Genomic DNA, 12,920 nt, shown 5'->3' on the forward strand with positions numbered 1-12,920 from the left:
ACCGTGTTGGGCGTGAGCAGCAGCGGCCTCATCTACGCAGCCATTGTCGGGGCGTGGGCTGCCTACTTGGTGCCGATGTGGCTCCGTAGGCAGGACGAGCTCAACGAGGCCCGTCCGACGGAACGCTTCAGCACCGCGATCCGGCTGCTGTCCGGACGCGCGGGCATGGAGCGCCGGTACGCCAAGGCGCGCGAGGGCGGCGAACCGCGGCCCGAGCTCCCCGCGGCGGAGCCCGATCCCGAGCCCGAGGTGGACGTACGGTCGCTGGCACTGCCCGCCACCGAGGTGCAACCGGTCGAGCCCGCCGTCGAGCGCGGCGGACAGCCCCAGCGCACCGCCCAACGGGCGCGGCTGGCACGGGCAAAGGTGCTCGCCCGCCGCCGTCGCACCACCACCGTGCTGTTCCTGGCCTTCACCGCGGGCACGATCGGCGCCGCGGTGGGCGGTCTGGCGTACCTGTGGGCGCCCGGCGTGCCCGGAGTGCTGCTCACCTTCTACATCGCCCATCTGCGCCGGGCCGAGCGGCGCCGCTTCGAGTTCACCATGGACCAGCGCCGGGCGATCGAGGCGGCCCGGCGGCTGCGGGACCGCCCGCGCGAGCGGCCCCGCCCTGAGCAGGCGGGTGCGGCCGTCCAGGAGCCCGCCGCTCCCGCCGCCCCGGAGCCTCCTTCGCCGCGCACCGCCGACCGCCGTGCCCTGGTCGAGCAGACCGACCACGCCGAGTGGGTCGACCAGCAGCGCAACCAGGTCGCCGCGGACGACGGCTGGGAGCCGGTCCCGGTGCCGCTGCCGACGTACGTCACCGCGCCGGTCGCCCCCCGCAGCACCGGCAGCGTCGACCTCGGCGCTCCCGACACCTGGAGCTCCGCCCGCTCCGGCACCACCGCCGCCGAGCCCGAGCAGCCCCGCCCCCGCCGCCCCCGCGAGCGGGACCGGGACCGCACCCCGCTGTTCGACCAGTACGCCCCCGGCATCGCCGAGGACCGCCCGCGCGCCGCCAACGAGTGAGGTCGGGCCGCCCCCTCGAACAGGGGTGGGCACAAGCACCCCGGCGGGGATGCTAGAGTTTTCCTCGTTGCAAGGGCCTGTGGCGCAGTCCGGTAGCGCACCTCGTTCGCATCGAGGGGGTCAGGGGTTCAAATCCCCTCAGGTCCACAACACAACGAGTCAGGGCGACCTGTGTCCGTGAGAATCGCGGATCGGTCGCCCTCTTGTTTTTTCTGCTCGACTTCGCTGCGCGGTGCGGGGGCTTCGCCACCCGCGCCCATCCTGCGGGGCCGCCGCCAAGCACCATGTGGCTCCGGCGAGTTGAGGGCTTGGCGGCGGGGGACTGTGCGCCGCGTCACGCCGCCTGGGACGCGTCGCGGTACCAAGTGGTGTGTGGCGGGAAGCGGTTGGCGAAGCCGGGGCCGGGGGCGCGGCGTAGCGCGGTCCACAGTGGGTCGCTGTCGAACCAGTGGTCGACGGTGACCATGTCGAGGTCGTGACTGGTCCTGCCCTGCGCCTGCAGGTGCGCCCGGGCCGTCGCGTAGTCGCGGTCGACGGTGGGCCAGGGCAGGCCGTAGACCTCGCCCAGGGCCCGCAGCAGGTCCGCCACCAGGACCGGGCGCGGGTGGTTGGCGTGGTAGACGGACGCGGTGAGGTCCTCGCGCGGAGCGAGGGCGGTGGCCAGCACCGCCTGGGCCAGGTCGTCCACGTCGATCAGCGACAGGTGGCACCGCCAGCCGTCCACCGTGCTGCCCAGGGCCGTCATCAGGCCGCGAAGCCCGGGGGCCACCCAGCGGTCCCCGGCGCCGTAGACCATGTGCGGGCGCAGCACGATGCCATCCGCCGCCAGTACCGCCTGCTCGGCGGCTGCCCGGCTGCGCGACGTGGCCGACGCGGGGGCCAGCGGGAGGTCCTCCGCCCGCTCGCCGCGGAACGGGCCGCGCCCGTAGACCGCCGCCGTGCTCACGTAGACGATCCGGCGCACTCCCGAGCGTCGCGCCTCGGCGACCAGTGCCTCGGTGCCGTGGGCGTTGACGGCCTGGCAGCTCTCCGCGGGCCCGCCGATCTGCGAGGCGCAGTGCACCAGCACGTCCACGCCGGCGCACACACCGCGTAGCGAGCGCGGATCCGCCAGGTCCCCGGGGACGGTCTCCACATGCGGTGAGGCGGGTGGGACCAGCGCCTTGCGGTGGACCATCAGGCGCAGTTCCCGGTCGGGCAACAGCCGGGCGGCGTGGCGGGCCACATGGCTGCCGATGAAGCCGGTGGCGCCGGTGATCATGATGGTGCCGGGCATGGTTCCCTGATCTTCCTGTCTCGCGGCGGGGCGTTCCGTGATTCTCGCCGGACTGGCGGATGGAATTCCCTTTTCCTGGGTATTGCGGGTGTCAACCCCTGTGCCGAGGATTGGCTGAATTCAGCCCAGTGGCCGGGTGGTGACCGTGCAGTCGAAGACGCTCTGGCCGTTCTGAACTCCGGTGACCCGAACTGGGGTGTTTCCGTCCTGGCCGCGCTGTCCGACTTCCGCCGCGATGCGGCACGGGGTGTTGAGTTCCGCGTAGTGGCTGAAAGTACTGGCCATTCCGAGGGCCTGTACCGGTACTGGGTGCATTACCGCCTGGGCGGCCTGTCGGGCGGCTTCGAGAAGCAGCATTCCCGGAACGTGGTCGACCGGGTGGTCGAAGAACAGCGGATGCGAGGTGTCCGCTCGCAGCAGCCAGCGGTGCGGGCTCTCGGAACCGGAGAGCACGACGTCTCGCGGGTCCCGGCGGCCCACGAGGGCCGGGTCGACGGCGGGCGGCAGCACGGCGTCGTTGCTGACCGGACGCTCGCCGCGGACGCGCCGGTAGACGTGGGGCGACAGCGTCTTGTAGCTGGCGCTGGCCACGGCCACCCGGATCTGGCCCAGCCAGACGTGCACCCGGTACCGCATCGAGACCTGCTTGCCGCGCTGGGCGATGTCGTGGCAGGTGATGTGCAGCTCGACCTCGCTCGGCACCGGCCCCGCGGTGAGGGCCTCGTGCACGGAGGTGTACTCCAGGCTCGACATGAGGAAGTGGTGGTCGAGCGGAACGTCGTACTCGGTGTGGGCCAGCAGCGTGCCGCCCTGCCGAATCGTTTCGGCGATCAGCAGCGGATCCTGCTGTCCGAAGCGCGGCGCGAACAGCGCATGGCCACGCGGCCACTGGCCCCGCACAATGAAGCCGTCGGGATCGCCGGTTTCCCAGCCGGTGAGGAAGACTTCACTTATGGCCGCCCGGTGCACGTACTGCCGCGGCACGGTGGTGGTGAGCTCGGGTATTTCGCGTGCCACGGTCGATTGCGGAGGAGTGGCGAGTGTGACAGCCGAGCGGGAAAGCGGGATACGCGGTGCGGTGACACTCGACGACTGCATGGAGGATACCTGTCTCTGCGAGGGCAGTGGACAAATGGCGAAGCCGCGGATCCGGCGCCTCTCTTAACGGATCGGCGACAGACGCTCCGGATAAGGTACAGACAAGCCGGTTTGGTTTTCAAAGGGCTCAGGAGTTGAAATGGCGCAGCAGGCGCGGGCGGTGAAGACCCGGCGCACGATCCTGGAGGCGGCTGCCGAGGTATTCGACGAGTACGGCTACGAGGGGGCCAGCACCACCGAGATCCTCGCCAGAAGCGGGCTGACCAGGGGAGCGCTGTACTTCCACTTCCCCTCGAAGGAGGCCATCGCGGACGCCGTGGTGGACGCGCAGTCCGAGGCACTGGTCCCGCCGGAGAACGAGGTGAAGCTGCAGGCCACCATCGACCTGGCGATGGCGTTCGCGCACCGGCTGCGCACCGATGTCGTACTGCGCGCCGGGGTTCGGCTCAGCGTGGAGCAGGCGTCGTACAAGAACCCCAACGTCGCGCCGTACCAGGGCGCCGCCGATGTCATCCTCGATCTGCTGCGGCAGGCGCAGGAGCGCGGCGAACTGCTGGTCAGCGTGGATCCGGAGGAGGTGTCGCAGCTCATCATCGGCGCGTTCACCGGTATCCAACTGCTGTCCCAGGTCTACGGGCAGCGGCGGGACCTGCCGCTGAGGGTGGCCGCGCTGTGGAAGTACCTGCTGCCCGCGCTGGCGATTCCGGGGCTGCTTCCGCACCTGGTGGTGGACCCGCAGCGGGTCATCATGACCGGACCGGCGCAGGGCGCCGAACCGGCCCGGAGCGCCGGGGGGTTCGCCACCGGCGGCGTACCGGGCCGTGCTTCCGGTAGCCGCTCGGTGGCCGACGAGCTGGAGACGTCACTGACCGAGGCGTTGCCCCAGGTCTGACCAACCTCCCCCGCGCCCCGGCCGGTTGGACCGGGTGCGGTCAACTGGCGCGTGCGGCGCCGGACACCCCCAGCAACTCCGCCGGGCTCGACGGCACCGGCACGCTGGGCGTCAACTCCCGTACCTCGCCGAGCTGCCCGGCGGGTGCGACCGGGTCGGTCCCCCCGCAGCCCACCCTCTCCTGCTGCGGCCTGGCGAACATCATCAGCAACTGCCAGATACCGCTGGTGACTTCCGGGTCCCACCACGACTCGTCCTCGCGGCCCAGTGACTCCAGGCCCACGGTGACGGCGGCCAACAGGTTGGCGGTGTGCGTCGCGTCGGCGCCCTGGCGCAGCGCGCCCTCGGCGGCGTCCTTGGCGAGCCGGCCGCGCAGTGTGGTCAGCCAGGTCTCGCGCAGCGACTCACCTCCCGTCACCCTGCTCACCGCGCCCTCCGACTCAAGTCGCAGTCCGGCGCGCAGTACGTGGTCCTCGCGCATCCGCCGTGACATCGCGTCGGTGAACCGGGCGGCGCCCGCGAGGGTGGAGGTCTGGCCGTCGAGGTGCTCGTTGGCGAGCGCGCGCACCGAGCTGCGGGCCTCGTCGGTGACGGCGGTGATCAGTTCGTCCTTCGAGGCGAAGTGGAAGTACAAGGCCCCCTTGCTCACCCCGGCCGCCCGGCTGACGTCGAGAAGACCGGTGCCTTTCATACCGCGATCGTCGATCAGCTTCGCGGCGGCGTTGATGAGGGCCTGGCGAGTTCGAGCAGCACGGACCTGCATCGGCCGGTACCCGTCCTTTCGTCGTGGAGGGAGGTTACGCGTCGTTGACGGCTCGTCACGGGGTGCTTTCTCAAGCGAACGGCACGGTGCTCCGCCGCAACGGCCTGTGTGCGGTTTCCGTGGGCATCTTGCCACTGTCCCGTGGAAAAACAAACAATACTGTCGGGTTGATTCCGCAACACTGACGGAGGTGCGCCTGTGTGTCAGCTATGCGCCCCCTCAGCGGGGTGCGGGTCATAGGTGCAGGTCAGCGGATGCGTTGGGGGGTTGTATGAGCCGTTGTGGGGCGGTTGTGGCGCCCGGAAGGCCATCTGGGAGAATGGGCTGTCAGGTTCATGAAGGGTGGTTCGGGGCGCCACAAACAGGCGGGTCGGTTTCCATATACAAGGATCTGTGTGAAGTAAGCGGTTTCCATGAGTGATGGCAAGGGCACCGCATGGAACGAGCCATTCGCGGGACGGCGTGCGCCACGGAGGCGCGGCCGGAGTGCGGGGTGCTCGCGGGGCGCCGTGAAGCCCGCCCCGGACGGCCGGAGGCCGCCTGGTCCACGGGCGCGGGTTGGGGCTGTAGCGCCGCCTGTGTACGGCGGTTGGAGCTTCAGCCGTCAGCCGACGGGGATCCGGTTGATCGGGTGGTCGCCGGTGGCCCACAGGTACTGGACGGCGTAGGCGCGGTAGGGGCGCCAGCGGGCGGCGTGGCGGGTGAGGGCGGCAGGGGTGGTGGGCAGGCCCAACTCCTGTGCGGCCAGGCGCACTCCGAGGTCGGTCGGGAGGAAGGCGTCCGGATCGCCGAGCGCCCGCATCGCGATCACCTCCACTGTCCACGGTCCGAAGCCCTGCAGCGAACGCAGTTGTTCGCGGGTGCGCTCCCAGTCGCCGTCCGCGTCGAGGGCGATCTTCCCGTCGGCCAGCGCGGCCACCAGCTCGACCAGCGTCCTGCGCCGGGACCTGGGCATCGCCAGCGCCTCCGGGTTCAGCGCGGCCAGTGCCTCGGCGGATGGGAACACATGCGTCAGCCCGCCCGCCGGGTCGTCGATCGGCTCACCGTGCGCGACGACCAGCCGCCCGGCCAGCGTGCGGGCCGCGGCGGTCGACACCTGCTGGCCGAGCACCGCGCGCACCGCGAACTCCGCGCCGTCCACGGCGCGCGGCACCCGGCGCCCGGGGTGCCGGTCGACGTGCGGCGCGAGCAGCGGGTCCTGGCGCAGCAGGCCGTCCACGGCGGCGGGGTCGGCGTCCAGGTCCAGCAGACGGCGGCAGATGCCGACCGCCACCGCCTCGTCCCGTGAATCGGTGAGGCGCAGTTCGGCGGCGATGTGGTCCGCCCTCGGCCGCAGCGCCACGACGCCGGGGCCGTGCGGCAGCCGGAGCGTGCGGCGGTAGGCGCCGTCCCGCCACTCCTCCACACCGGGTACGGCGGTCGCGATCAGGTGCCCGAAGAGGTTGTCCGGGCACAGGGGAGCCCGGAAGGGCAGCTTGAGCCTCACCGCTCCACCCTCGCGGGTCGCCCGGGCCGGGGCTAGCGGAAATCCGACATCGACCCGGATCCTGTGAGACGCGAACCCTGTGAGAAGGGTCGCGAAGGGAACCGCGGGTCGTTCCGTCGCGTTTTCCCCCGTATGAACCTGCTAGACCTGCTGCTCCTGCTGGCAGCCGTCGGCTACGCCGTCTCCGGCTACCGCCGGGGCCTCGTCGCGAGCTGCATCCTGCTGGCCGGGTTTCTCGGTGGTGCGGTGGTCGGTGTGTGGCTGCTGCCCTTCGCCCTGCGGCCGGTGACCGCGGGCACCGCGGCGGCGGCCGTGGTCGCGCTGCTGGTGGTGCTGGTCCCAGCCGGGCTGGGGCACGCCCTGGCCGGTCGGCTGGCCTGGAAGGTGCGGCAGGGCCTGGACTGGGGGCCGGTCCGCTGGGTGGACGGCGTCGGCGGCGCGGCGGCCGGCGCCCTGGCGCTGCTGGCGGTGGCGTGGCTGATGGCGAGTGTGCTGGCCACCGCGCCGATGCCGGCGCTCAGCCAGCAGATCCGCAACTCGACGGTGCTCGGCGCGGTGGACCGGGCGATGCCCGCACAGACCCCGGCGTGGTTCAGCCGGGCCACCGACGCGCTGTCCGGAGCGGGCTTCCCGCAGGTGTTCAACCCGTTCGAGAACGAGCCGACCACCAGTGTCCCGGCGCCCTCCGGAGACGCCGTCACCCCCGCGGCGACCGCGGCGGCCAAGCACAGTGTGGTCAAGGTGGTGGGCGTCGCCGACGTGGACGGCGGGGAGCGCGGCCAGGAGGGCAGCGGGTTCGTCTACGCCAGTGACCATGTGATGACCAACGCCCATGTGGTCGCCGGTGTCCAGGAGCCGACCGTGCAGATCGGCGGGGTGGGCCCCAGGTACGACGCGAAGGTCGTGCTGTTCGACCCCAGCACCGACGTGGCGGTGCTGGACGTGCCCGGGCTGCCCGCGCCCGCGCTGTCCTTCGCCGCGCAGGCGCACCGCGGCGGCCCGGCGGTGGTGGCCGGATACCCCGAGGACGGCGGCCTCGACCTGCGGGCGGCAACGGTGGCCAGCCGGATCACCGCCAAGGGCCAGGACATCTACGGCGACAACACCACGACCCGCGACATCTACCAGATCCGCTCCGACGTACGGCACGGCAACTCGGGTGGCCCGCTGCTCACCACCAGCGGCAAGGTCTACGGGGTGGTCTTCGCCCGTTCCACCTCGGACGCGGACACCGGCTACGTACTGACCGCGCAGCAGGTCGCCGCCGACGCCGGCCGTGCCGCGACCGCCACCGAGCCGGTCAGCACCGGAACCCGTGCCGCGCTGTGACCGCCCGTCCCGAACACCGGTCGGAGCAGCGTGCGGCGTCATCGACGCGACGTCGTGCGCTGTTCATCGTATGGTCACCTCAAGGCGGGTCGGTACCGGCAGTCTTCCCCGCGGCGGCGGGCGGCGGAGAGGCCTGAGAGCTGTGTGGTGGCGTAGAACGACGGGCGCGGACGGCCGCGGGGCGCTGTGGGCGGTACTGGCCTGGGCGGCGACCCGGGCGGTGCTGCTGCTGGCGCTGTTCGGGGTCTGGCGGTACCCCGGCGACGACGTACGGCCGGACGTGGCCGTCATCTACCACGGCTGGTACGAGCACCTGCTGACCGGCAGCTTCCCGGTCGGCGACGTGACCTGGCAGTACCCGCCCGTGGCGGCGGCCGCCTTCCTGGCCCCGGCCCTGCTGCCGTTCCTGTCCTACGCGTCCGCCTTCTACCTGCTGGCCTGCGCCGCCGACGCGCTGGTGTTCGCCCTGCTGCTGCGGGCCGCCCGCGCCCCGGGCGGTCGGCTGGACGGGGCGTGGCTGTGGATCGTCGGGGTGGCGGTGCTCGGGCCGATCGCGCTGGCCCGCTACGACGTGATGGCGACCGCGGTCGCGGTGGCCGCGCTGCTGGCCGTCGCCCGGTATCCACGCGTGGCCGGGGTGCTGGCCGGGATCGGCGCGATGGTCAAGGTGTGGCCGGTGCTGGTGCTGGCCGGGGTGGCGCGCGGCCGGGCCACTCGCAGGGTGTGGGGGGCCGCGGCGGCCACGGTGGCCGCGCTCGGGCTGGTGTTCCTGGTGTTCACCCGGGGCGCGTTCGCGTTCCTCACCGAGCAGCGGCAACGCGGCATCGAGATCGAGTCGTTGGGCGCGCTGCCCTTCCATGTCGCCCGCTACCTGGGGCTGTGGTCCGGCACGTCCCGGCTGCACTACGGCTCATTCGAGTTCCTCGGCCCGTATGTGCACACCATGAGCAAGCTGGTGCTGGCCTCGACCGTGCTGGCGTTCGGCTGGCTGGTGTGGTGGCGGCTGAAGGCCCGCGCGTTCGACCAGGCGGTGCTGTACGACGCGGCGTTCACCGCGGTGCTGGTCTTCATCACCACCAGCCGGGTGATCAGCCCGCAGTACCTGATCTGGCTGCTCGGCCTCGGCGGGGTGTGCCTGGCCCACCGGCGCACGGCGCAGCGGCTGCCCATCGGCCTGGTGCTGGTGGCCTGCGTCTTCACCGTGCTGGAGTTCCCGATCGGCTTCGGTCCCGTGGTGCGCAGCAACCTGCCCGGCATCGCCGTGCTGCTGGTCAGGAACGGTCTGCTGCTGGTGGCGAGCGTATGGGCGTGCCGGCAGCTGTGGCGCGGCACCTCGCCGCCGCGGACCCAGGCGGCGCAGCCGAGGCGCGTGGAGCGGGTAACCGCCTGACGCTCAGGGGCTGTTGGGGTTGCGCTGGTGCAGCCAGTCGTCGAGTTCGGCGCGCACCCGGCGGTCCATGGCCATCGACAGCTCGGCGTCCACCACGGTCTTCGCCAGCGGCCGCAGCCGGTCCAGCGCCTCGGCCAGCCGGGTCGCACCACCGGGCGGCAGCCCTTCGCAGCCCTCCGCGACCGGGTCGATGACGTGCCTGCGGATCAGCGCGGTGAAGAGGTCGGCCAGCGCGTCGACCCGCGCCCGTACCTCGCGGCCCGCCGCCAGCACCGCCGACAGCGGCACGCCTTCGCGGACCAGTGCGGCGGAGGCGTCCAGCAGGCGGCGGCTGACGTGCACTATGTGCTCGCCGTCCACGCCGAGGTAGCCCAACTCGACCGCGCTGGCGAGGTTGTCCGCGGTGACCTCGGTGCCGAAGGAGCCGGCCAGTTCGCCGCGCGTCAGCCGCACCGGGGTCTCCTGCGACCAGGGCGCGGCGATGGCGTTCTCCAGGCCGAGCAGTTCGCCCACGTCCCGGCCGTTCTCCCAGGCGGTCAGCAGTTCGGCGATGCCGCCCAGGGTGTGCCCGCGCTCCAGCAGCGCGGCGATGGTGCGCAGCCGGGTCAGGTGTGCCTCGGAGTACCAGGCGATCCGCCCCTCGCGGCGCGGTGCCGGAAGCAGCTTGCGCTCACGGTAGAAGCGCAGCGTCCGCACACTGATCCCGGCCTCCTCGGCCAGCTCCGGCATCCGGTACTCGCGTCCGGCCCGCCGCTTACCGCCGGTTGACTCCTCCACGTCGGCCAGCTTACGGCCGCAGCACGCGCACCCCGGCCGCCTCGCGTGCGGTCTGGTTATCGGGGTGCGCGGATGCGACGGGTTGGACAATTCACCCAGGTGGTCCAAATCCCCGCATACGCTGCCTCGTTGGTGGGTGCGTGACGACAGAATGCCTGCGGGGCACAGCGGCCGGTCGCCGCGACGAGAGGGTAGAGGCGTCTCTTCGCTACGGGGGATGGGGCCTGCCCGGGGCGGTGGACTACGAGCACAGCGCTGATCTGCTGGAGGAGTTGTTCGGGGTGCTGGACGGGCTGCAGGGCGAGTTCGTCCGCCGCTACGGCGTGGCGCCGGGTGGGCGCCCGTGAGGGGGTACCGGGCCGCTCCCGGTGAGGGATGGGACACGGCCGAGGTGTCGTACGGGACGGCCCATGACACCTCGTACGGCAGCCCGTACGGCGCCTCGTACGGTGTGCCGCAGGGGTACGGCGCCGCCTCGACGTACCGGATGCCGCACGACGAACCGTCCTACCAGGCGTCCTACCAGACCGGTTACGAGCCGTCCTTCGAGGCGCCCTACGCCGCGCCCGTCGAACCGTCCTTCGAGGCACCGTACTTCGACCCCAGAACGCTGGACGGGCAGGACCTGTCCGGTGCCGAAGTCTTCGACGGCACATGGGACTTCGACGCCGGACTGGCCCAACTCCTCCAGGACGCCGCGCCCGAGGACGACGACGCCGAACTGGACGACGACTACGTCGAGTCGGCGCCCCCGGTCATCCCCCGGCAGCGCGGCGCCCGCCGCCGACCGGGCCGGGTGATCCGGCTCGTCCAGCAACTGCGGGACAAGCGCCCCAAGCCGTTCCCCTGGCTGAGGGTGCTCAGCCTCGTCATCGCCGCGGCCACCGCCGCGATCGTCGCCATGCTGAGTGTCCTGGGAGGAGTCATCTCCTACGATCCGCTGCGCCGTCTCGCTTCCCCCGACGCGCCGGAGGGCGTCGTCGCCCTGTGGCCCCTGCTGGTCTACGGGCCGTGGATGGTCGGTTCGCTGTCGATTCTGCGGGCCGCCGTGCACCGGCGCCGCGCCGGGCACTCCTGGGCGGTGGTGGTCATGTTCTCCGCCATCGCGGTGTACCTGTGCGTGGCGCACGCGCCAAGGACCGTGCTGGGCATGGCTGTTGCCGGGCTGCCGCCGGTCACCGCCCTGGTCTCGTTCCACCAGCTCGTCCGCCAGATCACCCTCACCAACCCGCCGCGGCACGCGCTGCCCCGGCAGCGGCACGGCCGCGGCTGATCCGGTGCGCGTCAACCCCTACCGCCGGTAACGCGACTGCTCTACCCTCCGAACTGTGCCAGTGATTGCTGGCGCGATGCGGTGAGCGGTACGGGCAGGAGGCAGCGGCATGGCCGAGCGCGAGCACACCCGGGTGGCGGTGATCGGATCCGGCTTCGGCGGGTTGGGGGCGGGGGTGCGGCTGCGCCGCGAGGGCGTCACCGACTTCGTCATCCTGGAGCGGGCCGACGCGGTCGGCGGCACCTGGCGGGACAACGACTATCCGGGGTGCGCCTGCGACGTACCGTCGCACCTGTACTCGTTCTCCTTCGCGCCCAACGCGGCCTGGCCGCGCGCCTTCTCCGGGCAGCCGCACATCCGCGCCTACCTGGAGCGGGTCGCCGACACCTTCGGGCTCCGCCCGCACCTGAGGTTCGACTCCGAGGTGCTGCGGGCCCGTTGGAACGCCGAGGCGGCGCACTGGGAGCTGCGCACGACCAGTGGTGAGCGCACCGCCGACGTTCTGATATCCGCCACCGGGCCGCTGTCCGACCCGAAGGTCCCGGACATCCCGGGACTGCCGGACTTCCCCGGACGGGTCTTCCACTCCGCACGCTGGGACCATGACTTCGACCTCGACGGCAAGCGGGTCGCGGTGGTCGGCACGGGCGCCTCCGCCATCCAGATCGTGCCGTCCATCCAGCCCCGGGTGCGCCGGCTGACCGTCGTGCAGCGCACCCCGCCGTGGGTCATGCCGCGCATGGACCGGGGCATCAACGCCGTGGAGCAGTGGCTGCACCACACCGTCCCGGCCACCCACCGGGCGCGCCGTGGACTGCTCTGGCTGCTCAGGGAGTTCCAGGTCGGCGCGTTCGTCAAACGGCCCCAACTGATGCGGGCCACCGAGCAGATCGCCAGAGCCCACATCCGCCGGGCGATCAAGGATCCGGCGCTACGGGCCAGGCTCACCCCCGACTACACCATCGGCTGCAAGCGCATCCTGCTGTCCAACGACTACTATCCGGCGCTCGCCCGGCCCAACACCGAGGTGGTCGCCTCGGCGCTCACCGAGGTGCGCGGTTCGCGCGTCGTCACGGCCGACGGCACCGAACGCGAGGTGGACGCCATCGTGTTCGGCACCGGCTTCCACGTCACGGACATGCCGATCGCGGACCGGGTGATCGGCGCCGAGGGGCGGACGCTGGCCGAGCACTGGAAGGACGGGATGGCCGCGCTGCGCGGCAGCACGGTCGACGGCTTCCCCAACCTGCTGCTGATCATCGGGCCCAACACCGGTCTGGGCAACAGCTCGATGATCCTGATGATCGAGTCCACGCTGAACTACATCGCGGACTACCTGCGCACCCTGGACCGCACCGGTGCCGCCGCGCTGGACGCCCGGCCGCGGGCGGTGCGCGCCTGGAACGAGGCGTTGCAGCGGCGGATGGGGCGCACGGTGTGGAACAGCGGCGGCTGCACCAGCTGGTACCTCGACGCGGCGGGCCGCAACACCACGGTCTGGCCCGGCACCACGGCCGAGTTCCGGCGCGCCACCCGGGAGGTACGGCTGGCGGAGTACGAGGTGCTGCGAGCGCCGGTGCCAGCGGAAGGGGTAGGGGTGTGACGGGCGTCACCAACTCGACGTGGAA

Annotated in this window: 11 protein-coding genes, 1 tRNA gene and 1 pseudogene; 8 read left to right on the forward strand and 5 right to left on the reverse strand. The window is 72.0% G+C overall.

Going from position 1 to position 12,920, the window contains the following annotated elements; all coding sequences use genetic code 11:
• Positions 1–12: 12 nt before the first annotated feature.
• A complete protein-coding gene (sepX, locus tag O5O46_RS13895; protein ID WP_269855696.1) occupies positions 13–1,008 on the forward strand; it encodes a divisome protein SepX/GlpR in 996 nt (331 codons plus the stop codon).
• Positions 1,009–1,081: 73 nt separating this feature from the next.
• Positions 1,082–1,155: transfer RNA gene (locus tag O5O46_RS13900), tRNA-Ala, on the forward strand.
• Between the two features lie 187 nt (positions 1,156–1,342).
• Here O5O46_RS13900 and O5O46_RS13905 read toward each other — a convergent pair.
• Positions 1,343–2,284, reverse strand: a complete 942-nt coding sequence (locus O5O46_RS13905; RefSeq protein ID WP_269855697.1) for an NAD-dependent epimerase/dehydratase family protein — start codon at positions 2,282–2,284, stop codon at positions 1,343–1,345.
• A 120-nt stretch (positions 2,285–2,404) separates the two neighbouring features.
• Positions 2,405–3,301: a ScbA/BarX family gamma-butyrolactone biosynthesis protein gene (locus O5O46_RS13910; RefSeq protein ID WP_269855698.1), complete on the reverse strand. Its 897-nt coding sequence runs from the start codon at positions 3,299–3,301 to the stop codon at positions 2,405–2,407.
• A 220-nt stretch (positions 3,302–3,521) separates the two neighbouring features.
• Here O5O46_RS13910 and O5O46_RS13915 point away from each other — a divergent pair, with 220 nt between their 5' ends.
• Positions 3,522–4,274, forward strand: a complete 753-nt coding sequence (locus O5O46_RS13915) for a ScbR family autoregulator-binding transcription factor (RefSeq protein ID WP_269855699.1) — start codon at positions 3,522–3,524, stop codon at positions 4,272–4,274.
• A 40-nt stretch (positions 4,275–4,314) separates the two neighbouring features.
• On the opposite strand, the gene O5O46_RS13920 is transcribed toward O5O46_RS13915, so the two are convergent.
• Both O5O46_RS13920 and O5O46_RS13925 read right to left on the reverse strand, forming a co-directional pair.
• Complete coding sequence (locus O5O46_RS13920) at positions 4,315–4,965, reverse strand: TetR/AcrR family transcriptional regulator (RefSeq protein WP_276096679.1); 651 nt, start codon at positions 4,963–4,965, stop codon at positions 4,315–4,317.
• A 676-nt stretch (positions 4,966–5,641) separates the two neighbouring features.
• Positions 5,642–6,664 (reverse strand): annotated as a pseudogene (locus O5O46_RS13925) (DNA-3-methyladenine glycosylase family protein); the annotation flags it as partial.
• Between O5O46_RS13925 and O5O46_RS13930 the strand changes: the two are divergent.
• Both O5O46_RS13930 and O5O46_RS13935 read left to right on the forward strand, forming a co-directional pair.
• Positions 6,656–7,852 (forward strand): MarP family serine protease, encoded by a 1,197-nt coding sequence (locus tag O5O46_RS13930; protein ID WP_269855701.1) that lies wholly within the window; start codon positions 6,656–6,658, stop codon positions 7,850–7,852. The pseudogene O5O46_RS13925 and the gene O5O46_RS13930 overlap by 9 nt on opposite strands.
• A 142-nt stretch (positions 7,853–7,994) precedes the next feature.
• Positions 7,995–9,242, forward strand: coding sequence for a glycosyltransferase 87 family protein (locus tag O5O46_RS13935; RefSeq protein ID WP_269855702.1), 1,248 nt, complete (start codon positions 7,995–7,997; stop codon positions 9,240–9,242).
• A gap of 3 nt (positions 9,243–9,245) precedes the next feature.
• Here the strand turns inward: O5O46_RS13935 and O5O46_RS13940 are convergent, their stop codons facing one another.
• Positions 9,246–9,971 (reverse strand): MerR family transcriptional regulator, encoded by a 726-nt coding sequence (locus tag O5O46_RS13940; protein ID WP_269855838.1) that lies wholly within the window; start codon positions 9,969–9,971, stop codon positions 9,246–9,248.
• A 188-nt stretch (positions 9,972–10,159) separates the two neighbouring features.
• On the opposite strand from O5O46_RS13940, the gene O5O46_RS13945 reads away from it, so the two are divergent.
• The 3 genes from O5O46_RS13945 to O5O46_RS13955 all read left to right on the forward strand — a co-directional run bounded on the left by O5O46_RS13945 (position 10,160) and on the right by O5O46_RS13955 (position 12,895).
• Entirely contained in the window at positions 10,160–10,366 is a 207-nt protein-coding gene (locus O5O46_RS13945; RefSeq protein ID WP_269855703.1) for a hypothetical protein, read from the forward strand.
• A complete protein-coding gene (locus O5O46_RS13950; RefSeq protein ID WP_269855704.1) occupies positions 10,363–11,292 on the forward strand; it encodes a DUF2637 domain-containing protein in 930 nt (309 codons plus the stop codon). The genes O5O46_RS13945 and O5O46_RS13950 overlap by 4 nt, the downstream gene beginning before the upstream one ends.
• 109 nt (positions 11,293–11,401) lie before the next feature.
• Positions 11,402–12,895, forward strand: a complete 1,494-nt coding sequence (locus O5O46_RS13955) for a flavin-containing monooxygenase (protein ID WP_269855705.1) — start codon at positions 11,402–11,404, stop codon at positions 12,893–12,895.
• The last annotated feature ends 25 nt before the right edge of the window (positions 12,896–12,920 follow it).

Source organism: Streptomyces sp. RPT161 (assembly GCF_027533845.1).
GTDB classification, from domain to species: domain Bacteria; phylum Actinomycetota; class Actinomycetes; order Streptomycetales; family Streptomycetaceae; genus Streptantibioticus_A; species Streptantibioticus_A silvisoli_A.